This is a genomic window from Kitasatospora papulosa (genome assembly GCF_000717245.1).
GTDB lineage: Bacteria > Actinomycetota > Actinomycetes > Streptomycetales > Streptomycetaceae > Streptomyces > Streptomyces papulosus.
Genome location: NZ_JNYQ01000016.1, coordinates 127,548 through 149,830, shown reverse-complemented (window position 1 = coordinate 149,830; position 22,283 = coordinate 127,548). Strand labels below are relative to the sequence as shown.

19 protein-coding genes, 1 tRNA gene and 1 pseudogene are annotated in these 22,283 nt (G+C 71.7%); 9 read left to right on the top strand and 12 right to left on the bottom strand.

Annotated features, from left to right (window positions below; genetic code table 11):
- Window positions 1-494 precede the first annotated feature (494 nt).
- A tRNA-Pro gene (locus tag IA22_RS0129965) sits at window positions 495-568 on the bottom strand.
- A gap of 118 nt (window positions 569-686) precedes the next feature.
- On the opposite strand from IA22_RS0129965, the pseudogene IA22_RS35465 reads away from it, so the two are divergent.
- The 3 genes and pseudogenes from IA22_RS35465 to IA22_RS0129950 all read left to right on the top strand — a co-directional run.
- Window positions 687-1,391: pseudogene (locus IA22_RS35465) on the top strand (transketolase); the annotation flags it as partial.
- Window positions 1,392-1,457: 66 nt separating this feature from the next.
- Window positions 1,458-2,360, top strand: coding sequence for a transketolase family protein (locus IA22_RS0129955; protein WP_030125386.1), 903 nt, complete (start codon window positions 1,458-1,460; stop codon window positions 2,358-2,360).
- A 196-nt stretch (window positions 2,361-2,556) separates the two neighbouring features.
- Window positions 2,557-5,583 (top strand): ThuA domain-containing protein, encoded by a 3,027-nt coding sequence (locus IA22_RS0129950; RefSeq protein ID WP_030125385.1) that lies wholly within the window; start codon window positions 2,557-2,559, stop codon window positions 5,581-5,583.
- 31 nt (window positions 5,584-5,614) lie between these two features.
- Here the strand turns inward: IA22_RS0129950 and IA22_RS0129945 are convergent, their stop codons facing one another.
- The 7 genes from IA22_RS0129945 to IA22_RS0129910 all read right to left on the bottom strand — a co-directional run bounded on the left by IA22_RS0129945 (window position 5,615) and on the right by IA22_RS0129910 (window position 13,128).
- Window positions 5,615-6,226, bottom strand: a complete 612-nt coding sequence (locus IA22_RS0129945; RefSeq protein WP_014152746.1) for a GTP-binding protein — start codon at window positions 6,224-6,226, stop codon at window positions 5,615-5,617.
- The gene (locus IA22_RS0129940; RefSeq protein WP_014152747.1) at window positions 6,204-6,575 is read right to left on the bottom strand and encodes a DUF742 domain-containing protein; all 372 of its coding nucleotides are present in this window, start codon (window positions 6,573-6,575) and stop codon (window positions 6,204-6,206) included. Before IA22_RS0129940 ends, IA22_RS0129945 begins: the two co-directional genes overlap by 23 nt.
- A 2-nt stretch (window positions 6,576-6,577) precedes the next feature.
- Window positions 6,578-7,012 (bottom strand): roadblock/LC7 domain-containing protein, encoded by a 435-nt coding sequence (locus IA22_RS0129935; RefSeq protein WP_014152748.1) that lies wholly within the window; start codon window positions 7,010-7,012, stop codon window positions 6,578-6,580.
- Window positions 7,013-7,019: 7 nt separating this feature from the next.
- Window positions 7,020-8,990, bottom strand: a complete 1,971-nt coding sequence (locus IA22_RS0129930) for an ATP-binding protein (RefSeq protein WP_030125384.1) — start codon at window positions 8,988-8,990, stop codon at window positions 7,020-7,022.
- A gap of 621 nt (window positions 8,991-9,611) precedes the next feature.
- Window positions 9,612-11,408 (bottom strand): ABC transporter ATP-binding protein, encoded by a 1,797-nt coding sequence (locus IA22_RS0129920; protein ID WP_030125382.1) that lies wholly within the window; start codon window positions 11,406-11,408, stop codon window positions 9,612-9,614.
- 610 nt (window positions 11,409-12,018) lie between these two features.
- Window positions 12,019-12,462, bottom strand: a complete 444-nt coding sequence (locus IA22_RS0129915; RefSeq protein WP_030125381.1) for an SRPBCC family protein — start codon at window positions 12,460-12,462, stop codon at window positions 12,019-12,021.
- 165 nt (window positions 12,463-12,627) lie between these two features.
- Complete coding sequence (locus IA22_RS0129910) at window positions 12,628-13,128, bottom strand: cupin domain-containing protein (RefSeq protein ID WP_014152752.1); 501 nt, start codon at window positions 13,126-13,128, stop codon at window positions 12,628-12,630.
- 203 nt (window positions 13,129-13,331) lie between these two features.
- On the opposite strand from IA22_RS0129910, the gene IA22_RS0129905 reads away from it, so the two are divergent.
- Complete coding sequence (locus tag IA22_RS0129905) at window positions 13,332-14,048, top strand: DinB family protein (protein WP_014152753.1); 717 nt, start codon at window positions 13,332-13,334, stop codon at window positions 14,046-14,048.
- Window positions 14,049-14,201: 153 nt separating this feature from the next.
- Window positions 14,202-14,939 carry an SDR family oxidoreductase gene (locus tag IA22_RS0129900; protein WP_014152754.1) on the top strand — a complete coding sequence of 246 codons (738 nt, stop codon included), beginning with the start codon at window positions 14,202-14,204 and terminating at the stop codon, window positions 14,937-14,939.
- Window positions 14,940-15,078: 139 nt separating this feature from the next.
- Here IA22_RS0129900 and IA22_RS0129895 read toward each other — a convergent pair whose 3' ends face one another.
- Window positions 15,079-15,786, bottom strand: a complete 708-nt coding sequence (locus IA22_RS0129895; protein ID WP_014152755.1) for a B3/B4 domain-containing protein — start codon at window positions 15,784-15,786, stop codon at window positions 15,079-15,081.
- A gap of 208 nt (window positions 15,787-15,994) precedes the next feature.
- Here IA22_RS0129895 and IA22_RS0129890 point away from each other — a divergent pair, with 208 nt between their 5' ends.
- Entirely contained in the window at window positions 15,995-16,579 is a 585-nt protein-coding gene (locus tag IA22_RS0129890; protein WP_014152756.1) for a helix-turn-helix domain-containing protein, read from the top strand.
- A 94-nt stretch (window positions 16,580-16,673) separates the two neighbouring features.
- On the opposite strand, the gene IA22_RS0129885 is transcribed toward IA22_RS0129890, so the two are convergent.
- Window positions 16,674-17,156, bottom strand: a complete 483-nt coding sequence (locus IA22_RS0129885; RefSeq protein ID WP_030125380.1) for a molybdopterin-dependent oxidoreductase — start codon at window positions 17,154-17,156, stop codon at window positions 16,674-16,676.
- Between the two features lie 349 nt (window positions 17,157-17,505).
- Between IA22_RS0129885 and modA the strand changes: the two genes are divergently transcribed.
- From modA to IA22_RS0129870, 3 genes are read left to right on the top strand one after another with little or no spacing between them, the layout of a single operon-like run.
- Window positions 17,506-18,327, top strand: coding sequence for a molybdate ABC transporter substrate-binding protein (gene modA, locus IA22_RS0129880; protein ID WP_030125379.1), 822 nt, complete (start codon window positions 17,506-17,508; stop codon window positions 18,325-18,327).
- Window positions 18,324-19,175: a molybdate ABC transporter permease subunit gene (gene modB / locus IA22_RS0129875; protein ID WP_015579696.1), complete on the top strand. Its 852-nt coding sequence runs from the start codon at window positions 18,324-18,326 to the stop codon at window positions 19,173-19,175. The genes modA and modB overlap by 4 nt, the downstream gene beginning before the upstream one ends.
- Window positions 19,172-20,305, top strand: coding sequence for an ABC transporter ATP-binding protein (locus IA22_RS0129870; protein ID WP_030125378.1), 1,134 nt, complete (start codon window positions 19,172-19,174; stop codon window positions 20,303-20,305). Before modB ends, IA22_RS0129870 begins: the two co-directional genes overlap by 4 nt.
- A gap of 69 nt (window positions 20,306-20,374) precedes the next feature.
- Here the strand turns inward: IA22_RS0129870 and IA22_RS0129865 are convergent, their stop codons facing one another.
- Both IA22_RS0129865 and IA22_RS0129860 read right to left on the bottom strand, forming a co-directional pair.
- Window positions 20,375-21,571, bottom strand: a complete 1,197-nt coding sequence (locus tag IA22_RS0129865) for an MBL fold metallo-hydrolase (protein ID WP_014152761.1) — start codon at window positions 21,569-21,571, stop codon at window positions 20,375-20,377.
- A gap of 144 nt (window positions 21,572-21,715) precedes the next feature.
- Window positions 21,716-22,156 carry a PPOX class F420-dependent oxidoreductase gene (locus IA22_RS0129860; protein ID WP_030125377.1) on the bottom strand — a complete coding sequence of 147 codons (441 nt, stop codon included), beginning with the start codon at window positions 22,154-22,156 and terminating at the stop codon, window positions 21,716-21,718.
- Window positions 22,157-22,283 lie beyond the last annotated feature (127 nt).

Genomic DNA, 22,283 nt, shown 5'->3' with positions numbered 1-22,283 from the left:
CACTGAGCTGTCGGCGCGTCACACCGGCGTTCTACCGTGATCCGTCCCGGCACGGCAGCGGAACGCAGATATTGATCACGACCTCACACAGGCCCTAGCGCGCGACGGAAAGAGGCCCGTCGCACGGGGCGACGCACTCGTGGCCGCCTCCCACGACGAGTGCCCCGGCTGGGACCGTGGTCATCTTCGCCGCGCGCACCACCGCACGGATCGGAGAGATCTCAGGCTGCCGCGTCGGAGACACCGACACCGCCCGGTGGATCTGGACCGCGCGGCGCCGGACCACACCCGCGCCCGGCGGGCCGACCGACAAGGCACCAAGGGCAAGCGGGCTCGCAGGGTCCCCGTCGTCGAGGAGATCCGTCTCTCGTCGCCCAGCGCTTCCTGTGCGCCGGGAAGCCCCGCTGACCCGGTCAAGGACGCTGGTCTCCAAAAATGATCAGGGCCGGTCTCGGATTGCTCCGAAACCGGCCCTGATCTACGACTCTCTCGAGTCGGGACGACAGGATTTGAACCTGCGACCCCTTGACCCCCAGTCAAGTGCGCTACCAAGCTGCGCCACGTCCCGCTGTCCGTCTGACCTGGGGTTTCCCCTGGCCGAACGCGCATGAGAACAATACCGCACTTGCACCGGTGCTCACGAACCCGTTTCCCGAGGGCTTGACCTCAACCTAACTTGAGGTCGAATGCTGGGCCGCATGACGAACACGACGACCCCACCGCTCCACGGCTACGGCGAGCTCGACCGGCTGATGGGCCTCATGACCGGTGACGAGAAGCACGGCCCGGCGGCCACGTCCACCCTGGACGTCCTCTGGGTGCTGTACGACCGCGTGCTGCGGGTCTCGCCCGCCACCGCCGGCTCCCCCGGCCGGGACCGATTCCTGCTCTCCAAGGGGCACGGCCCGATGGCCTACTACGCCGTGCTGGCCGCTCGCGGCTTCTTCGACGAGGAGCTGCTCAGCGGCTTCGGAGCGTACGACTCCCCGCTCGGGCACCATCCGGACCGGCTGCTGGTTCCCGGCGCCGAGATCGGCAGCGGGTCGCTCGGCCACGGTCTGCCGCTGGCCGTCGGCAGCGTGCTGGGGCTGCGCGCGCAAGGTCTGACGGAGCCCCGGGTATGGGTGCTCACGGGCGACGCCGAGCTGGACGAGGGAAGCAACCACGAGGCGATCGCCTACGCCGGCCCGGCAGGGCTCGAACAGCTCAACACCGTGGTGATCGACAACGCGTCGGCGACGTACGCCCGGCCCGGCGGTATCGCGGCACGTTTCGAGGCCGCCGGATGGTCGGCGTCGACCGTGGACGGCAGGGACCACGACGCGCTGTACGCAGCCTTCACCGCGCCGCACCCCGGCCGGCCGCACGCCGTGATCGCCCGCTGGCACCCGGCCGCTGAGCACCCGGCCCGCCCTTCCGGCCCGGACACGACCCCGAACACGAGCGAGGACACCCCCATGGACACCATGCGCGACCGCTTCATCGCCACCACCACCCGTCTCCTCGACGAGGATCCACGCATCGCCGTGGTGCTCGCCGAGATCAGCCGAGACGGATTCGGCCCGGCCGAGCGTGCCCACCCGCACCGGGTGGTCAACGTCGGAATCAGGGAACAGCTGCTCATCGGCGCGGGCGCCGGGATGGCCCTGACCGGGATGCGGCCCGTCATGCACACCTTCGCCAGCTTCCTGGTGGAGCGCCCCTTCGAACAGGTGAAGCTGGACCTGGGACATCAGGGGGTGGGCGGGGTGCTGGTCAGCGCCGGAGCCTCGTACGACTGGCCCGCCGGAGGTTTCACCCACATGGCGCCGGGCGATGTCGCCCTCCTCGACACGCTCGACGGCTGGACGGTGCACGTCCCGGGCCACCCCGACGAGGCCGAAACGCTGCTGCGGCGGTCCGTGAGGGGTGACGGCCGCGTCTACGTACGCCTCTCACTCCAGTCCAACAGGGCCGCCCGCGCGGTCGGAGGCCCGGGCTTCGAGACCGTGCGCCGGGGCGACGGCGGCGGGGTGGTGATCGCCGTCGGGCCGATGCTCGACAACGTCCTCGAGGCGACCGAGGGCTTGGACGTGACGGTGCTGTACGCGACGACGGTGCGTCCCTTCGACGCGGCGTCCCTCCGCCGCGCCGCCGGTGCGCACGGCACCACGGGCGTCGTCCTCGTCGAACCGTTCCTCGCCGGCACCTCGACGGCGGCGGCCAACGACGCCCTGACCGACCTGCCCCACCGGATCCTCGGACTGGGGGTGGGCCGTAGCGAGCTGCGCAGGTACGGGCAGATGCCGGACCACCTCGTGGCGCACGGCCTCGACCCACGGTCCCTCCGGCAGCGGATCACCGGCTTCCTGCACCCCTGAAGCGGCAGCCCACACCTCCTCGGCCCGGCCGGCCGCGGCGGCGCCCCGCACCCGTCCGCGCTCCGGGCCGGCTCAGCTCAGCCCCGGGATCTGACGGCCCGTTGACCCGGCGTTGCCATGAACCTACGCTGAGCCACGCACATCAGTAAGCGCTTTCCTCCCCCGCTCGGCCCCACACCGCACCGGGAGCGCCCTCATGAGCAGCCGCCCGTTACCCAGCAGTACCCCGTCCCGGGCTCTTCCCCCGGCGTCGATCGCCGTCCTGGCCCTGTTCTCGCTCCTGGCGTCGATCGTCGGTGCGGCGGCGGTCTCCTCGTTCCCGAGGGCGCCGGCGGTGTCCTTCCGGGTGCTGGTGTACTCGGGCGGGGCGCACGACCCCCGGGGGACGATCCGTGCCGGTGTCGAAGCGGTGCGGGAACTCGGGGCCCGCAACGGGTTCGGGGTGGAGGCTACGGACGATCCGGCCGTCTTCGATGACTCCCGTCTGGCGCGGTTCCACGCGGTCGTCTTCAACAACACCGCGGCCGCGCCTGAGGGCGACGGCGGCCTCCACGAGCGGGGCCGCGCGGCCCTGCAGCAGTACGTCCGGGCCGGTGGCGGGTGGGTCGGACTGCACGACGCGTCGGACGGAGCGGGTGACTGGGACTGGTACCGGGGCCTGGTGGGAGCCGCCCTCGACCGGAGCGCCCCGGTGCAGGCGGGAAGGGTCGAGGTCCTCGACCGCGCCCACCCTTCCACGGTGGCGCTCCCCGACCTCTGGGAGCGTACGGAGGACTGGCTCTCCTGGCGGACCGGTCCGAGCGCGACGGTGCACACGCTCGCCCGGATCAGAGTGCGCGACGGGATCACCGGGCTCGACGAGGGTGTGGACCATCCCTGGTCGTGGTGCCAGGACTACGACGGCGGTCGTTCCTGGTTCACGGCGGGCGGCCACGCGCCCTCCGCCTTCCACGAGGAGTACTTCCTCGCCCATCTCCTGGGGGGTATCGAGTGGGCCGCGGGCGCGAGGCCGGGCGACTGCACCGCGACCCGGGCCGGTTCCTTCCAGCGGACCAGGCTCGCGACCGGTGGCCCCGGCGATCCCGTCGACGTGGCGGTGGCCCCCGACCGCCGGGTGTTCGTCGCCCGGCGCACCGGTGAACTCGAGGTCGTCGACCAGCGGACGACGAGGGTCTCCACGGCTCTCGACCTGGCGTACGGCCCCGGGACGGCCGCCCGCTCGGACGGGCTGATCGCTCTGACCCTGGATCCACGGTTCGCGGAGAACCACTGGCTCTATCTGCTGCGTTCCGACACCTCCGGCGAGCGGCTCCTCCTCTCCCGTTTCACGGCTGGCCCGGACACGGTCGATCCCGCCTCGGAGAAGCGGCTGCTCACCCTCCCGGGCCGGCGGAGCACGGACGCCGCGGACTCCCCGGCACCGACGGGTTCGCTCGCCTTCGACCGGGAGGGCAGCCTGTTCGCGGCCACGGGCGACATCACGCTCCCCCTGAACGCCGGTGGCCCGAACGACCTGCGGGGCGCGATCCTGCGCCTCACCCCGCGGGACGACGGCACCTACACCGTGCCGGAGGGCAACCTCTTCGCACCGGGGACGCCGGGTACCCGCCCGGAGATCTACGCGACGGGTATGCGCAACCCGTTCCGGTTCACCGTCGACCCGGTGAGCGGCATCGTGCTGGCGACCGACACCCGCCCCGACGGCACGGTCGGGCACTTCCGGATCACGGGGGCGGGCCAGATCGGAAGTCCGTTCTGCTCTGGCGGGCTCCCCCGCGGAGCGACGGACTGCGCCCCGCGGTTCGGCGGCGCGCCGGACGCCGCCGGCCCGGGCGGCGGCATCACGATGAGCGGCCCTGTCTACGACTACGACGCGGGGAGCCTGTACCGCACCAGGTTCCCCGAGTACTTCGCCGGGAAGTGGCTGACGTACGACCCGGCGGGGCGGCGCTTCACCACGCTCTCGTTCCTGCGGGAGGACCGTACGTTCACCGACCCGCGGCTCGGACCGGTCTCCGCCGGTGAACTGCAGTCCGTCGACGCCGTGTTCGAGGACATGGAGTGGAACAGGCCGACGGCCGCGGTCTTCGGCCCGGACGGCGCGCTGTACGTCGTCGATTCCGGGCAGGACGACGGTACGGACCATGACGGGGACGACGGAGGCTCCGGGATCTTCCGGATCGACCACGTCGGCCTCGGCGCCCTGCCCGGTGCCGCCGTCACCGCCGATCGCGACAACGGCTCCGCCCCGCTCACCGTGGCCTTCACCGGTGCGGGCTCCGGGCTCCCCGGAGGCGTACCGGTGACCTACGCCTGGGACTTCGACGGCGACGGCGGCACCGACTCGACCGAGGCGAACCCCTCGTACACCTACCGCGCCGAGGGCCGGTTCACGGCGCGGCTCACGGTGACCGGGCCCGAGGGGACGACGGCCGTGGCCGGCCAGGACATCACCGTGGGCAACAACCGGCCCCGGATCACCGTCCGCCGGCCCGCGGACGGTGGACTGTTCCGCCCCGGCGACACCGTCGGCTTCACCGTGGAGGTGCGTGACGAGGAGGACGGAAGGAACACCCCCGTCGACTGCTCCCGGATCCTCGTACGCACACGGACCGGCCGGCCCGGAGCGCTGAGCCCCCTCCCCCGCTCGCGGGGCTGCCGGGGCTCGATCGTCACGGAGGCGGGTGATGTGCCCCGGTCCGGCCGCTACCGGGTCACGATGCGCTACACGGACGAGGGCGGCCCGGACGCCCCGGAACTCACGGGTTCCGCCTCGCTCACCCTGCGCACGTCCTTCCAGGAGGCGGAGGACTTCACGTCGACCGGGGGCACCCATGGAGGCGCTGTGGCCGGGAACCGCACGGGTGCCTCCGGCGGCCGGGTGCTGACGGAGATCGAGGACGGTGACTGGATCGCCTTCGATCCGCTGGACCTGGGCGGCATCCGGTCGGTGACGGTCGGGGCGACACCGTGCGGACTCGGCGGCACCGTCGAATTCCGGGCAGGCTCTCCCGACGGCCCCCTTCTCGGCTCGGTGCGCGTGCCCGGCGCCGGGCACGGGGGCGGGGACGTGACGCCGACGGCCGCGCTGAGGAGTCAGGGCCGCAGCGATCGTCTCTACGTGGTGTTCACCGACGCCGCGTGGAACAGCGAGAAGCCGGATCTGTTCGCCGTGGACTGGTTCCGCTTCCACGGGCCGGGTGACGGGACCGGCGCGTCGTGACGACGGCTCCCCCTGGTCGGGCGCGTCGGGGTCACGGAGTGGCTCCGAAGCCCGAGAGCGGGGTGGGCGCCGTGGCGTTGATGAGGTGCTGGACGAGCGTGACCAGCGCCCCGGTCCCGGAGCTGGCGATCCTGGCGTCGCAGAGGACGACCGGCACCTCGGGCCCGAGGTCGAGCGCCGCCCGCACCTCTTCCGGTTCGTAGCGGTAGGCGCCGTCGAACTCGTTGACGGCGACGATGAACCCGATGCCACGCCGCTCGAAGAAGTCGACGGCCGCGAAGCACTCGGCGAGCCGGCGTGTGTCGGCCAGCACGACAGCGCCGAGGGCGCCCTTGGACAGTTCGTCCCACATGAACCAGAAGCGCTCCTGCCCCGGCGTGCCGAAGAGGTACAGCACGTGCTGCTCGGACAGGGTGATCCGGCCGAAGTCCATGGCCACGGTGGTGGCGGACTTGGATTCGATGCCTTCGAGAGAGTCGGTCGCCGCGCTGACCTGCGTCAGGAGCTCCTCGGTACTCAGTGGCGCGATCTCGCTGACGGCGCCCACGAACGTCGTTTTGCCGACGCCGAACCCACCCGCGACCAGGACCTTGAGGGCCACGGGGAAGAATTCGGAGCTGTCAGAGCTGTCGTCGTAGACCATCGAGCACTGCCTCCAGCAGAGATCGGTCGGTTGGCATGTCGTGGAAGGCGGGGGCGTGTGCGGTGACGGCCCCGCAGTCGACCAGGTCGGACAGGAGGACCTTGGTGATGACCGCGGGCAGCCGGAGGTGGGCGGCGATCTCGGCCACGGACGTGGGCCCGTCGCAGAGCTCCAGGGCCACGGTGTGTTCGGGGCCCAGGTGGACCTGGGGATCGCTCCCCGTCGCCATCACCAGGGAGAGCAGGTCGAGCACGGTGGTCGGCCGGGTGCGGCCGTTGCTCACGGTGTAGGGGCGGATGAGCCGGCCTGCCGCGTCGTCGAGCAACGGCCCGTCCTGCGGGGCCGGCATCCTCACAGCCCCGGGGTGAACGGCGCTCCGGCCGGCTGCCGGAGCGGCGTCATCAGGTAGGGGCGCACACTCTTGACCAGCATGGCCATCTCGTAACCCAGGACCGCGGCATCCGCCTCACGGCCCGCGAGGACGGCGAGGCAGGTGCCGGAACCGGCGGTCGAGACGAACAGGAGGGTCGAGTCGAGCTCGACCACGACCTGCCGTACGTCGCCGTTGTCGCCGAAGCGGGCCCCGGCACTCCGGCCGAGTGAGTACAGGCCCGCGGCCAGGGCCGCCATGTGGTCGGCGCTGTCGGCGTCCATCCCGTGGACCGATTTCACCAGTCCGTCCGCGGAGAGCAGGACGGCGCTGCGGGTGTACGGCACGCGTTGGACCAGGCCGCTCAGCAGCCAGTCGAGGTCGGAGACCTGACCGGACGGCATTTCGCTCGTCATGATGCGTCTACTCCTTGAAGGTGTTGCCGGTCCGGGGATCCGGTTCGGGTGTCTGCGGGGTCCGGTGCACCGGGCCCGGGCCGGTTGTCGCCGTGGTGGTGGGGGCCCGGAGGGGCAGGGGGGCGAGGCCGTGGGAACGCTGTGCCCCGACGGACGGGACGGGGCCGGTGGCGGGCACGGCACCCGGCGCGCCGTACGGATGCGCGGTCTCCCGCTCCTCGGCGGTCTGCGCCTCCGCGAGGTCGACACCGCGCCGGAAGGCCGCCATCAGACCGGGATCGTGCAGGACGTTCTCGTCCTCGGTGCGCCGGACCGGGGCCTCCCGCAGCTGGGGGACCAGATGCTCCTGGTTGCTCCGCCTGGGCAGTTGGGGCCGGGCGGGTCGGGTCTCGGCGGCCGGAGCGGGAGCGTCCGTGCGGGGCGGCGCGGATTCGACGGGTCCGGCCGGCGGGACGGGTCCGGCCGGCGAGACGGGTCCGCCGAAGGGAACCGGCACCGGCGCGGGATCGGGCTGTACGGTCCGGGCGACCGGCGGGGACGCGGCCGGGTTCGGGCGGTCCACGCGTTCGGCACGCAGCGGCAGCGGGGGCCCGCCTCCCTGGCCGTTCCCTCCAGGAGCCCGCTCCGGCGACGGTTCCGCCGTCACCTGTGCGGGGGCGGGGGTCGCCGCGCCCCGCGCGGGCGGCAGGTGCACGGTTCCGGGTGACGGGGCCGGCGCCGCGTCGGGCGCCGTGGTGGACTCGATGTCGATGCCCAGAAGGACCTCGGGCAGTACGAGTACCGCCTGCGTTCCCCCGTAGATGTTGCTCTGGAGCCGGACGGCGATGCCGTGCCTGCGGGCCAGGGAGGCGACCACGAACAACCCGATCCGCCCGTCCTGGAGCAGATGGGCGACGTTGACCTGGTCGGGGTCCGCGAGCAGGGTGTTCATCCGCTTCTGCTCCGGGCCGGGCATGCCGAGCCCTCGGTCCTCCACCTCCAGCGCCAGACCGGCGGTGACGCGCTGGGCGCGCAGCAGGACCTGGGTGTGCGGTGCGGAGAACACCGTCGCGTTCTCGACGAGTTCGGCGAGGAGGTGGATGACGTCGGCGACGGCGTGTCCGCGCAGGGTGCCGTCGATCGGCGGGACCAGTTTGACCCGTGGGTACTGTTCGACCTCCGCGATCGCGGAACGGAGTACTTCCGTCATGGTCACGGGGCTGCTCCACTGCCGTCGCGACACGGCGCCGCCGAGTACGGCGAGGTTCTCGGCGTGCCTGCGGATGCGGGTGGCGAGATGGTCGACGTGGAAGAGTCCCTTGAGCAGGTCGGGATCCTCGACCTGGTTCTCCAGCTCGTCCAGGATCTGGATCTCGCGGTGCACGAGGGACTGGAGACGCCGGGCGAGGTTGACGAAGACCTCGACCTTCTGTTCGTTCCCGTTGCTGCGGAACAGCTGCGAGGCCTCGACGACGGCCGCCACCGCGCTGTCCTGCGCACGGTTCATCTCCTGGGCGAGGAGGTCGAAGGCGTCCGCGTCCGCGGCGGCGGGGGGTGTGGCCCGACGGGCCGGCAGCGGCTCTCCGTCCCGGATCCGCTCCACGAGCCGCTGCAGCTCGTCGTGGTGCTGGGCTCCGGTGCGCCGGAGGGTCAGAGCGCGGTCGAGCACCGCGGCGGACACCCGGCCGGCACCGAGGAAGGCCGCGGCCACGGCGGCCACGGCGAGCGCGCCGGATCCGCCGAGCGCCGCCAGGAGGCTGCCGGAGGGGCGTACCCCGGAGGCCCGGATGGTGAAGATGACGGCTGCGGCCCCGCTGAGCAGTGCCGCCACGGTCGGCAGGAGCGCCGTGCGCATCAGCTGGGGTCGCAGGCGGCCGTCGGGGGCGGGCTGCGCGGCGCGCGGCCGGCTCGTGGCCGAGTGGGAACGGCCACCCGGACGGCCGTGCCGTCCGCCTTCGCGGCGTTCCGGTCGCGCGTCGGGTGCGCGAAGTTGAGACATCTTCGTCCTCGGTACGTGGGGCACCAGGAATCGGCATTCGTGTGGTGACACCTACGGTGGTCGGTCAGGCCGGGCCAACGGCTGGGGCGGACTCGACCGATAGGAGCCCACCGTTGATCACCGGCCACTCACGGTAGTCGTCAATCGCCCGCGTTCGGCGTGCAGTTGTCGAAGTTGCCCGCCGGTCGTCCCGCTCTGGTATGACGCCTCGTACGGGCGGCCGAATCCGCATGACGCCAACTCGGGCCTGGTGTACGAACCCCGGCCCCACGTGCGAATCGCGGAGCTCCCCGCTCGTGGGCCGCGTGCTCGGCGTCCTGTGCCCGATGCCGCCGAACGGAGACCGCCCGGTCGGCCCGTCGGTCACACGCACCCGGGTCCGGTCCGCGGTCGGCAGAGGAAAACAGCTCACCCTGCGCACGCGGCCACGCAGTGGCCGAGCGGACCGGACGCCTCTTCCGCCACGGCCGCCGGGCGCTGCCGGTCCCACCGCAGGATGCTCGCCCACCGCCTGTCGTCGCCCCCGGCCGCGACCCCGTCGACCTCGGCCGGCGCGCCCGGGTCCGGTTCGTCCGGGCGGCGCGCGACCACCTCGGCGGTCTCCGGCAGAGGCCGTCCACGTCACCTCGGGTGGGCGGGCTGCAGACCCGCGTACACACCGCCGGTGCCCAGCAGTTCCTCGTGGGTTCCCACCTCGGCGATCCTGCCGCCCTCCATGGCCACGATGCGGTCGGCACCCTGGATCGTGGAGAGCCGGTGGGCGACGACGAAGACGGTCCGGCCGTGCACCAGCCGTGTGAGGGCCTCCTGCACGAGGGCCTCGGAACGGTTGTCCAGCGCGGAGGTCGCCTCGTCGAGCACCAGTACCCTCGGGTCGCGGATCAGCGCTCTCGCGATGGCGAGGCGCTGCTTCTGGCCGCCCGACAACTGCGCTCCGTGCTCCCCGATGACCGTGTCCAGGCCACGCGGCAGGCGGTCCACGAATTCCAGCGCGTTGGCCTCCCGGAGGGCCCGCATCAGCGTCCCCTCGTCCGTGTCCCCCAGCCCGTAGGTGACGTTGTCACGGATGCTGCCCTCGAAGAGGATCGACTCCTGGGGCACCACCGAGAGGAAGCGGCGATAGGTCCGGAGGTCGAGTCCGGCCATGTCGGTCCCGTCGAGCAGGATGCGGCCCGAGGTGGGCCGGATGAATCCGATGAGCAGGTTGAGGACCGTGGACTTGCCGGCGCCCGACGCCCCGACGAGAGCGATGGTCTCCCCCGGCCGCGCGGAGAGGGTGAACCCGTCGACCGCCGACTTGCCGTCCTCGTAGGCGAATCCGACGTCCTCGAAGTCGATACGGCCGACGACGCTCTCCACCCGGGCCTTGCCGGCGTTGTTCTCCAGGTCGGGTGCCTGCAGCACCTCGCCCGCCGAACGCACGGACTCCAGGCCCTTGGTGAGGATCGGCGCCAGACCCAGCAGTGTCGTCACCGAGCCGGTGAGCACGGTGAAGAAGGAGCTGAGCATCACCACGTCACCGGGGGTGATGGCCATCCACCCGTGGTAGGCCACCAGCGCGGAGCCCGTCAGGCACAGCACGCCGAGGGTGTTGAGGATGACCCAGGCCAGCGACCCGAAGCGGCCGTTGATCATGTCCAGGCGCATTCCGGCCGCGAACACCTGCCGCAGCGAACCGTCCACCCGGCCGAGCGCTGTCCGCTCCAGGCCGTGGGCGCGGGTGATCGGAATGAGTGTGGTCATCTCACCGACGCGGGAGGAAAGTTGCTCGACCTCGCGGCGGAAGGATTCGTTGTGGCTGCGCAGCCGGCCGCGCAGTTTCATCACGAGGAAGCCGGAGGCGGGCACGACGACGAGGAAGACGGGAAGGAACTCGGGCACGCGTACACCGATGACGACGAGCCCGCCGATCAGCGTGACGACCGCGCCGAGCCCCATGTCGGAACTCTGCTGGACCATCTGCTCCACCGCTTCGACGTCCCGCACCACCTTCGCCTGCAGCACGCTCGAACTCACCCGGGAGTGATAGCCGATGGACAGCTGCTGCATCCGGCGGCAGAGGGCCGAGCGCAGAGTGGTGCCCATGCGCCGGATGCTGCCGGCCAGACATCTCACGTACCACTGGTGGAGCGGATAGTTGATCACGAGGATGAACAGCAGGACGCCGCTCGCCTTCCAGATCCCCGACTCGGGACCGTGCTGGACGACCACGTCGAGGACGGTGGCGGTGATCAGGGGCAGCAGCCAGATGGGGCTGTGCTTCACGACGAAGATGGCGACCGCGAGGGCCAGCCGGCCCCGGTCGGGACGGAAGAGGTGGCCGAGCGTGCGGACCGGGTTCTCGCCGCGGTAGCGGTGATCGAGGTGGTCAAAGGGTGCCAGGGGTTCGGCGGACAGCGATGAAAGCGCTTTCTCCATGGAGGTATCCCATCCGCTTCCGCTCCACGCGACAACCCCCGTTCCACGGGAAGAGACGGACCGGGGACCGGGATCCGGCGGACGCCGCGCCGTGCGACCGCGCGCCGCTTCGAAGGCGACCTCTCCGGTGATGCACCGCAACTCTTTCGAGGTGACGCTGTGTAATCCCGCGTGGACCGGGTAGCGGGCCGAGATGTTCAGGTATAGGCGTGTACGAGTTCTGACCGTGCTGCTCGGTGGCTGGGTGGCGCTCACAGCCGTGGAGCGATGGGCGGAGGGAGCACCGTGGCCGAGTGCGGTGCGGAGCGGGCTCCTGTGGTCCTGCGTGGTGGCCGGCGTCTGGTGGTTCGCCGAATGGACCCAGTCGCCTCTGCGGACCAGCCGCCGGGCGTCGGCGGAATCCGCCCCACGGGAGGAGGCGCGGCTGGAACGGGCTGCGGACGCGAACGCTCCGGCCTCGCGCGGAGCCGAGTCCTCGGCAGGGTCACGGCACTGACCGCCCGTCACGTATCGCGACACACGTGACCGCCCGTGCGCACTTTGCAGGCGCACGGGCGGTCATCGTCCACGGGGCCGTGCCCGCGGCTGTCCGGACCGGCCGCGTCCTGGTTCAGGTAGTGCGCGGCCCGTCTCCCGCGACCGTGGCCTCGGCCAGCTTCTGGAACTCGCCCAGGTCGTAGTTGGCCAGGGCCGAGTCGAGGTTGGTCAGGGCGCCGAGATGCTCCACGAATCCGTGGGGGTCGTACTCGATCTGCAGGGCGACGCGGCTGGAGGTGTCGTCGAGACGGTGGAACGTGACCACGCCGGCGTGATGCACCCCCTCGATGGTCTTCCAGGCGATCCGGTCCTGCGGGACGACCTCGGTGAGCTCCGCGACGAAGGCCTTGTCGGCGCCGGGCAGGGACAGCTGCCAGGAGAACCTGCGCTCGTCCATCGGGTCCACGCGTCGCACGTGGCTGAGGAACTTCGGCCACTGCGTCACGTCGCTCCACAGAGCCCAGGTGACGGCGACCGGCGCCTTGATGTCGACGGTCTCGACGAGGGAGGAGGACATGGAGAACAACCCCTTCTGTGATCGGTTACGCCTTGCGCTGCCGAGTACCCGGTACTCGGCGACACACGCATTCCCCTCCCCTTCACCGGCCCGCGGCCCGTTTCCGGCGGTGCGCCCGGTCCCGGGCCGGGCCGCGTCCCACGGACGCAGGCGGACATCCCTCGTTCAGGAGGCGTCGAGTGCGGCACGCCAGGCGGCGCTCTCCACGTAGTGGTTGTCGAACCGCTCGGCGGACTCGGCGATCTCCTTCGGATCCGCCTCTCCCCGCATGACCCGGCCGAGCAGGCGCAGGTACGCGAAGCGGTCCATCGCGTGGTCGAACACGAACAGGACGTCCGCGGCGTGGCCGGGGGCGGCGGCGAAGGCGTGCGGGGTGTGAGGCGGGACCGCCAGGAAGTCGCCCTTCCGCAGGACGGTCACCTCCTCACCCACCAGCACCCGCAGTGCTCCGTCGAGTACGAAGAACAGCTCCGTCGCCCTGGTGTGGAAATGAGCGGGTGCTCCCACCGCTCCCTCGGCGAAGGTCGAGCGGTAGCTCGTGAACCCTCCGTCGGCGTCACCGGCCTCGCCGAGCAGGCGCATGGTGCTGCTCGGGTCGACGCAGGTCTCCGCATCGGCGTGACGGGTGAGAAGAGGGTGGAACGAGGTGGTCGTGTTCTCGGTCATGGATACGAATCTACGACCGCATTTACCCACCCCCCAGGGCCATTTGGGACCCGAAACGCTGGGCCATCACGAGCGTGCGCCGACAGCGCCACGCTCCCCTTCGGCCCCGGTGAACCGGTGAAATGGTTCGCGCCCCGGGATCCGAGTCGTTAGCTTGCCTCGGAGCGCTGTGGGACGCAGCCGCGACGCAAGGGGAGCCGGGGATGACCGAGGGCACGAGGACCGACCGCTTGGGCCTGCTGCTCGGCCAGTTCGACCAGGCCGGGGAGATGGCCCGGGTGCGGCTGAAGGGCCTGGGTGACGACGAGTACCTGTGGGAGCCGGTGCCCGGTTCCTGGTCGATCCGGCGCAGGGGCGAGGCGCCGACGCCACGGGCGTACGGACCGGGCGAGTGGGTGCTCGACAGGGGCGCCCCGGACATCCCGGCGGCCGAGTACGCGGAGGTCGCCCGGCAGGCCGCCGGGGGCATGACCGTGTCCAGGATCGCAGAGGACTGGAGCGTGAGCGTCGAGCGGGTCGAGCAGGTCCTCGCCCACCGGGGTGAGCCGGTGCCCGACGAGACCCCTGTGACCACCATCGCGTGGCGGCTCGGACACCTGCATTCCTGTCTGGCGGGCCAGTGGGAGTGGACCTTCGGCGAGCGGCGGCGGGAACCGAGGCTGCTGGTCGACTTCTCCCCCTCCGCCTCCGTGGCGCTCCACCGGTTCTGGGACCTGATCGACCGCTGGCGCGAGAGCCTGGCCACCGTCACCGAGGAACAGCTCGACACGGTCGGCTTCTCCCGGTACCCGTACGGCTCCGATTCCGACGACCCGTTCGTCGCGGTGCTGGCAGGGGCCAACCTCGAGTTCATCCATCACATGGCCGAGGTCTCCCTCCTCCGCGACCTGTGGCGGGGTCGCTTCACGGCGTCGGAGTGAGCCCGGGCGCGGCGGCACGGCGTCTCCACCACGGGCTGCGGTCCTCGTCGTCCGAGGCAGCGACGGAGCGTGTGCGCCCCGGAGGACCGCGTGTTTCAGTGGACCGGTGACCTGCGAGAAGGACAGGCACGTCCGTCGGCGGAGAGGCCAGTCATGAAATTCGCGGTGATCGGCGGTACGGGGCTGATCGGATCGAAGGTCGTCGAGAAGCTGCGCGCCGACGGACACGAGGCCGTGCCCTGCGCGAAGTCGACGGGCGTCGACGTCATCAGCGGCGAGGGGGTGGAGAAGGCGGTCGCCGGGGCCGACGTGATCGTCGACCTGACGAACTCCCCGACCTTCGACGAGGCCTCACCGGAGTTCTTCCGACGGTCGATGGGGAATCTGCTGGACGCCGGCCGGAAGGCGGGGGTGGGGCACTTCGTCGCGCTGTCCATCGTCGGCGTGGACCAGGTACCCGAACTGGACTACTACCGCGCCAAGACGCTCCAGGAAGAACTTCTCGCGGCGGGGCCCATCCCGTACTCCATCGTCCGCGCGACGCAGTTCATGGAGTTCGTCGACGCGATCATGAGCTGGAGCTCCGACGGTGACACCGTCAGGCTGCCCGAGACCCCGCTCCAGCCGATCGCCGCCCAGGAGGTCGCCGACGCGGTCGCCGAAGCCGCCATGGGCACTCCGCTGCGAGGTGTCCACAACATCGCGGGCCCCGAGGTCTTCCCGCTGGACGAACTCGGCCGGATCACACTCGCGGCCCGCTCGGACGGCCGTACGGTCGTCACCGACGACACCGCGGGAATGTTCTCCGTCGTCCGCGGGGACGTCCTGACGGGCAGGAACGACGCCTCGCTCGCCCCCACCCGCTACGCGGACTGGCTCGCCTCGCACTGACGCTCCGGCGACTCCCCGGCCGCGAGGGCCCGACGGCTCCCGGCGGCTCGGCCTCGGCCTCCGCGGGCCCCGGGGTTCACGTCGCAGGCCCACCCCGTACCGCGTCGGAGCAGGTCACGACGGTGGGCGCCGGAGGTGGTCAGACGGCCGCGTCGGGACCGGCGGGGTCGAGGTACCGGACCGTGCAGTGGTCGGCGTGCGGCAGGAGCAGCGCCTGGAGTTCCTTCGCCGCTGCCTCGATGAGGTGGCCGTCGCGGTGCGCGTGCAGGGTCTCCAGGACGAAGGTGACCTGGGTGCTGTCCTCGGTGACGCGGGTGCGGTGGGCGTCGCGGTGGTTCCAGTGCCGAGTGAGGACGCCGTGGGCGTCCGCGTAGATGATCTCGCCAGGCTTCGGGTTCTCCACGGTGTCCGGTTCACCGAGCGGGGTGAATCGCTCGCTTCCGTCGGCGTACCGGATGTCGACGTCGCCGGAGACGTGCGCGCGGTCGAAGGCACCGGCGGGCAGGCCGTGGCGGAGAGAAACCGCGTTGTACGAGTCCACGGCCGGGTTGATCCGCGGCAGCGCCCCCTTCTTGGCCACGCGGCGGCCCAGGGCGTCGACGCTGGGGCGGATGCGGCGGGGGTTGGTGCCGAAGGAACGGTAGGCCGTGTGCCATGCCTCGATGCGGGGGTCGCTCTCGTCGGCGGGCTGCCACACACCGTCGGCCGCATCCCGCTCCAGGTGCGCGAGGGCGGCGGTGGCCTCGGGCCAGGGCTCACGTCCGCGCAGGCCCGTCGCGGTGACGAGGGCGATGCGGGTGCCGGGGAAGGCGTCGGCAACGTCGGGGTGGATACGGAAGACGGTCATGCGGTGTCCTGCTCTTCCATCTGCGTGGGGCGGGGGCGACGGCCCTGCGTCCGGGCCGCCTGTGCGAGGTCGGGAAATCACGATTTCCACAACGGAACGACTCAACCGTACAATGAAACGACCGCGGAGAGTCAACCGAACGACCGCGTGGTCCACTCCGACGCTCCGCATACCGGCAGACGCCCGCACACATGAGGACGGTGGATCAGTGCCCGAGGCAGACGAAGCCCTGCGTACGCTCGCGCGCAACGTCAGGGCCGCGCGCACACGGGCGGGGCTCTCGCTGGACGAGTTGGGCCGGCGCGCCAAGGTCAGCAAGGGCGCGCTGGTGGGGCTGGAGAAGGCTCAGGGCAACCCGAACTTCGCCACCCTCGTACGTCTCGCCGACACACTCGGCATCTCCGTGTCGGCGCTGCTGGAGGGGCCGGCCGAGGGCCGCGTCCGCGTGGTGTCGGCCGACGCGGTCATGCCGCTGTGGGCCGGCGAGCGGGGCAGCGAGGCGCGGCTCATGCTGACGACCTCGGGGCCGGCGCCGGTGGAGGTCTGGCGCTGGAAACTGGAACCGGGCGAGGAGTACCCGAGCCACCCCCACCAGGCCGGCGTCGTGGAGACCGTGAGCGTCACCTCGGGCCGGATGACGCTGGTCGTCGACGGCACGGAGCATTCCGTCGAGGCGGGGCAGACCGCCACCTTCGACGGTGACGCCACCCACGCCTATCGCGGCTCGGGCTCCGGGACCTGCCACCTGATCATGACGGTGCACATCCCGCCCGGGCCCGGCTCCACGAACTGACCCCGCCGTTCGGCCTCGGCCGATCCATGTGCGGGCGCCTCCCACCCGGCCTGCCGTCGCCTCTTCGCCGCAGCTCCGCGCGAACCGGGCGGGGTCACGTCCACGAGGTGTAACCACCGTCCACATGAAGGGTGTCGATGCCGCTGACGTGGCGGGCGCCGCAACGGTCCTGCGGGAGGACGAGCTGCGGCCCCGCGCGGTCGAGCGGCGTGTCGTCGATGGTGACCGCGAGCAGCACCCGGGCCTGCCCGAAGTCGGGATCGATCTCGGCCCAGGACAGGAGGACGTGGTGGCCGTCCGCGCCGGACACGGCGATCAGGAAGCGCAGGCGGTCCTTGCGCCGGGCCGGGGTGAAGCGAGGCCCGGCGTCCATGAGTACGTCGTGCGGCAACGGCCCGGTGAACCGGTGGTACTGGACGCCGCTGGGCGCGCACTCGAAGCTGACGTCCGTCTCGTACTGCGGCCAGGTGAGCAGGTCGGGCACGGTCAGCCGGGCCGGACGTGCCACGTCGCCGGTGAGGGCGAGTTCCGGCACCTGGCCGGCCGTCGTAGCGGCAGCTTCGAGGGACTGACCCACAGGTACCACCTCCGAGACGACGGCACCCGGACGCGGGGTCTGTACAAACGCACATGCGAGCCAAGACACTGCCTTCTCTTACTCATGCAATGCGACAGGAGACTTTCCCCTCTTATCTGCGGCAGTATGATCAGCGCATGCACGCCTGCCGGACCGGGGACGCTGCCGCACGGGCCGCCGTCGACGCCGGCGCCGTGCGGCGCACCGTCGACGGCGGGAGGAACGGGTCCACGAGCGCGACGGGCCGCCGGACCACTCCAGGCGGCCCAGGTGTTGGCGGGACGCCCGTGGCCGGTCCGCGAGGACCACTGGCGATCACGTCCATCCGGACAAGAGGGAGCGACCCATCATGACCCGTACCGCACGCCCGACAGGCCGGGCCCTGCAGGTGGCCGGCGCAGGCGCAGCCGTCCTGCTGGCCCTGAGCGGCTGTTCGTCGTCGGACGACTCCTCGTCGGCGGCGTCGGGCTCCTCCGCCTCGTCGTCGGACGAGCTGTCCGGCACGGTGACCGTGTTCGCCGCCGCCTCCCTGAAGGAGAGCTTCACGGCCTTGGGCGAGGAGTTCGAGAAGGCCCACCCCGGCACGAAGGTCACCTTCAGCTTCGGGGGCAGCGACTCCCTCGCCGCGGGCATCACCGGCGGGGCCCCGGCCGATGTGTTCGCCTCGGCCAGCCCCAAGACGATGAAGATCGTCACGGATGCGGGGGACGCGTCCGGAACCCCCGCCACCTTCGTGCGCAACCAGCTGGAGATCGCCACCCTCCCGGGCAACCCCGACACGATCTCCTCGCTGAAGGACCTCACCGGTCCCGGCCTCAAGGTGGTCCTCTGCGACAAGGAGGTGCCCTGTGGTGCCGCCGCGCAGAAGGCCCTCGACGCGAGCGGGCTGAAGCTCACGCCCGTCTCGTACGAGCAGGACGTGAAGTCCGCTCTGACCAAGGTCGAGCTCAAGGAGGCGGACGCCGCCGTCGTGTACAAGACCGATGTGCACGCCGCCGGTGACAAGGTGGAGGGCGTGGAATTCCCCGAGTCCGCCGATGCCGTCAACGACTACCCGATCGTCCAGCTCAAGAACACCGGGAACGCCGCAGCCGCCAAGGCGTTCATCGCCCTGGTGCAGTCCGCGCAGGGCCAGAAGGTCCTGACCGGGGCCGGATTCCTGAAGCCGTGACCGAGCTCGACGTCGGCGCCGCGACCGGCCCTCCCAAGGGCGGGCCGCGGCGCGTCCGGACCCGTGGCGGTCCGGGGGTGCCGCTTCCGCTGCTGCTGCCGGCGCTGATCGGCCTCGCCTTCCTGATCGTCCCGCTGGTCGCGCTGCTCGTACGGGCTCCCTGGCGCAGCATGCCCGAGCTGCTGACCAGTGCCGAGGTGTGGCAGGCGCTGCGGCTCTCCCTGGTCTGCGCCACGGCCGCCACCGCGGTGAGCCTGGTCATCGGTGTGCCGCTGGCCTGGCTGCTGGCCCGGGTCGAGTTCCCCGGCCGCGGCCTCGTACGGGCCCTCGTCACCCTGCCGCTCGTGCTGCCACCCGTGGTGGGGGGCGTGGCTCTGCTGATGGCTCTCGGCCGCAACGGCATCATCGGGAAGTCGCTGGACGACTGGTTCGGGATCACGCTGCCCTTCACGACGACAGGGGTCGTGATCGCCGAGGCCTTCGTCGCGATGCCGTTCCTCGTCATCAGTGTGGAGGGCACGCTGCGCGCCGCCGACCCCCGCTTCGAGGAGGCCGCCGCCACGCTCGGCGCCTCACGGTTCACGGCGTTCCGCCGGGTCACCCTGCCGCTGATCGCGCCGGGCATCGCGGCCGGCGCCGTGCTCGCCTGGGCCCGCGCCCTCGGCGAGTTCGGCGCGACGATCACCTTCGCCGGCAACTTCCCCGGCCGTACCCAGACCATGCCGCTGGCCGTGTACCTGGCGCTGCAGAGCGACCCCGAGGCGGCCATCGCCCTCAGCCTGGTCCTGCTCGCCGTGTCCATCGCGGTGCTGGCCGGCCTGCGCGACCGTTGGATGACAGCAGGATGACCGAGACCCCGGACACCGCCCACGGGACACGCAACGCCCGCGCCCCCCACCGCACCCCTGACGCCCGCGGCCACGGCCCCGACGGCTCCGGGACGGGACTCGACGCCCGCCTGGTCGTCGAGCGCGGTGCCTTCCGCCTCGACGTGGCGCTGACCGCCGCGCCCGGCGAAGTGGTCGCCCTGCTCGGCCCCAACGGCGCCGGCAAGACCACCGCCCTGCGGGCCCTCGCCGGCCTGACGCCTCTCTCCGGCGGTCATCTGCGCCTGGACGGCACCGCGCTGGAGCGTATGCCGCCGGAGTCCCGCCCCGTCGGCGTCGTCTTCCAGGACTACCTGCTCTTCCCGCACCTCACCGCTCTGGACAACGTGGCCTTCGGACCTCGCTGCCACGGCGCGACCAAGGCGTCGGCCAGGGAACAGGCCGCCGACTGGCTCGGCCGTCTGGGGCTCGCGGACCATGCGGGCGCGAAGCCGCGCAGGCTCTCCGGCGGCCAGGCCCAGCGTGTCGCCCTGGCCCGCGCGCTGGCCACCCGGCCGCGGCTGCTGCTCCTGGACGAGCCCTTGGCGGCACTGGACGCCCGTACCCGCCTGGAGGTCCGCTCCCAGCTCCGGCGGCATCTGGCCGACTTCGAGGCCGTCGCCGTCCTGGTCACGCACGACCCCCTGGATGCCATGGTGCTGGCCGACCGGCTGGTCGTGGTCGAGGACGGCCGGATCGTGCAGGAGGGCGCGCCGTCCGACGTCGCTCGCCGCCCGCGCACGGACTACATCGCCCAACTGGTCGGCCTGAACCTGTATCGGGGAGAGGCCGACGGGCACACCGTCCGCCTCGACGACGGACCTTCCCTCACGACGGCGGAGGCCTTGTCCGGGCCGGTGTTCGTGGCCTTCCCGCCGAGTGCGGTCACCCTCCACCGGGACCGGCCCGCGGGTACGAGCGCCCGCAATCTCTGGCACTGCGAGATCGCGGGTCTCGAAACCCACGGTGACCAGATCCGTGCCGACCTCAGCGGCGAGCTGCGCCTGGCCGCGGACCTGACCACCGTGGCCGCCGCCGAACTCGATCTGCGGCCGGGAGCGGAGGTCTGGGCGACGGTGAAGGCGACGCAGACCCACGCCTACCCCGTCTGAGCGCCCGGGAAGGGGACCGGCCGGACGGTCCGCGAGGCATCCGCCGCGCGGGACCACCCGCCTCTCACGTCACCGCTCGCCCGCGAGGTCGACCTCCTCCTGGTGCACCGGCGGTGCCTCCGCGACTCCGGAGCGACGCCACGGCTGCGCGGCGGGCGCCGCCACGGCACGCCACCAGGTGTCCGAGGGAAGCTTCCCGGCAGGTTCGAACGGCTCGCCGGGACGGGGAAGCGCCACCGCCTGGCCGGCCTCGTCGGCGACGTCCTTCATCCACTCACCCGGCTCCGACCACGGGTGCGGGGCCAGGTTGAAGGTGCCCCAGTGGATCGGCAGCAACGCTCCGTGCGGCGCGCCGCCCTGGAGGTCCAGATGTGCGCGCAGGCCCTCGGCCGGCGTCATGTGGATGTCCGGCCAGTACTCCGAATAGGCACCGACCTGGATCATCGTCACGTCGAAGGGGCCGTGCGCGGCCCCGATGTCCTTGAAGCCGGAGAAGTAGCCGGTGTCCCCGCTGTGGTAGACCCGGTGCTCGGAGCCCGTGACGACCCAGGAGGCCCAGAGCGTGTGCTGCTGATTGCGCAGTCCACGGCCGCAGAAGTGACGTGCGGGGGTGGCGGTCAGGCCGATGCCCGCGATCCGCGTGGTCTCGTTCCAGTCGAGCTCGCGGACCCGGTCCGTCGGAACGCCCCATCGCTCCAGGTGGGCGCCCACACCGAGGGGCACCGCGAAGACCGTGTCCGTCCCCGCCAGGGCCTTGATGGTCGGCAGGTCAAGGTGGTCGTAGTGGTCGTGGGAGATCACGACGGCGTCCACCGGGCCGAGCGAGGTGAGCGGCAGGGGGACGGGGTGCAGCCGCTTGGGCCCTGCGAAGGCGAACGGCGAGCACCGGTCGCCCCAGACCGGGTCGAACAGCACCCGTCGGCCGTCGATCTCGACGAGCACGCTGGAGTGGCCGAGCCATGTCACCCTCAGGCCCGAGGCCGGCGGCGCGGACAGATCTGCCAGGGTCGTGGCGTGGACGGGAACGGTCCCGAGCGGTGACCTGCGTGCCCGCTCCTCCTTGGAGAAGTACACCTTCGCGAACTCCAGCATGGAGCCGGACGGCCTGGTCCGGGCCCCCTCCGGATTCTGGAACACCCCGTCGGCGAAGTTGGGCGAGCGGCGGATCCGCTCCATCCGTTCTCCCGCCGGGTCCGCCCCGAAGGCGACGGGGCGCAGCGAGCGGAGTCTGGTACGGAGCGAGGGCTGGTGGTCGGCGCCGGTCACAACATCTCCTGAGGGAGTCGGTGTCGTCTCATTATGGTCGGGAGGCAGAACAGGGCGAGAGCACCGCGGTGAACGGAGCAATACGGATGAACGCCGCGCAGCGGTGCACGAGGTGCCGCCGTGGCTGTCGTCCCGGGTGTCGCGTCAGGCACGCGGCCGGCCGTAGACATGGTCGATCCTCAGGGTCAGGACCACTCTGCGGTCCCGGACCATCGCGCGACGGTAGTCGTCCCAGTCGGGGTGCTCCCCCTGGACGTCGCGGTAGAGCTTGATCAGCTGCTCCACTACCGCGTCGTGGGTGCCGGCCGCCGGCGGCGTCAGCTCCGCGGTGACGTCGGCGGCGGTCCACGCCCACCGGTCGTCGCTGGTCACGTGGTAGCTCGCCCGTGGGTCCCGGCGGAGGTTGCGGGTCTTCGCGCGGTCCTCGGTGACGGACACCCGGATCACCCCCTCGTCGGGGTAGTAGGCGTGGTTCACGTTCGACAGCTGGGGCCTGCCGTCACGCCTGAGGGTGACCAGCACGCCGCCGTCGTGCTGCCCGATGAGCCGGAGCAGTGCATCGCGCCCGGGTTCGATGTCCGTCATGCCGAGTCCAACGTCCGTACCCCCCGAAGGATTCCGCATTCGGGTGACGGCGATGTCACAGCAGGCGCCCCGGCCGCGTTGACAGCCGCGCCGAGGCTCTCAATACTGACTCGCTGTTCAGTAGTCA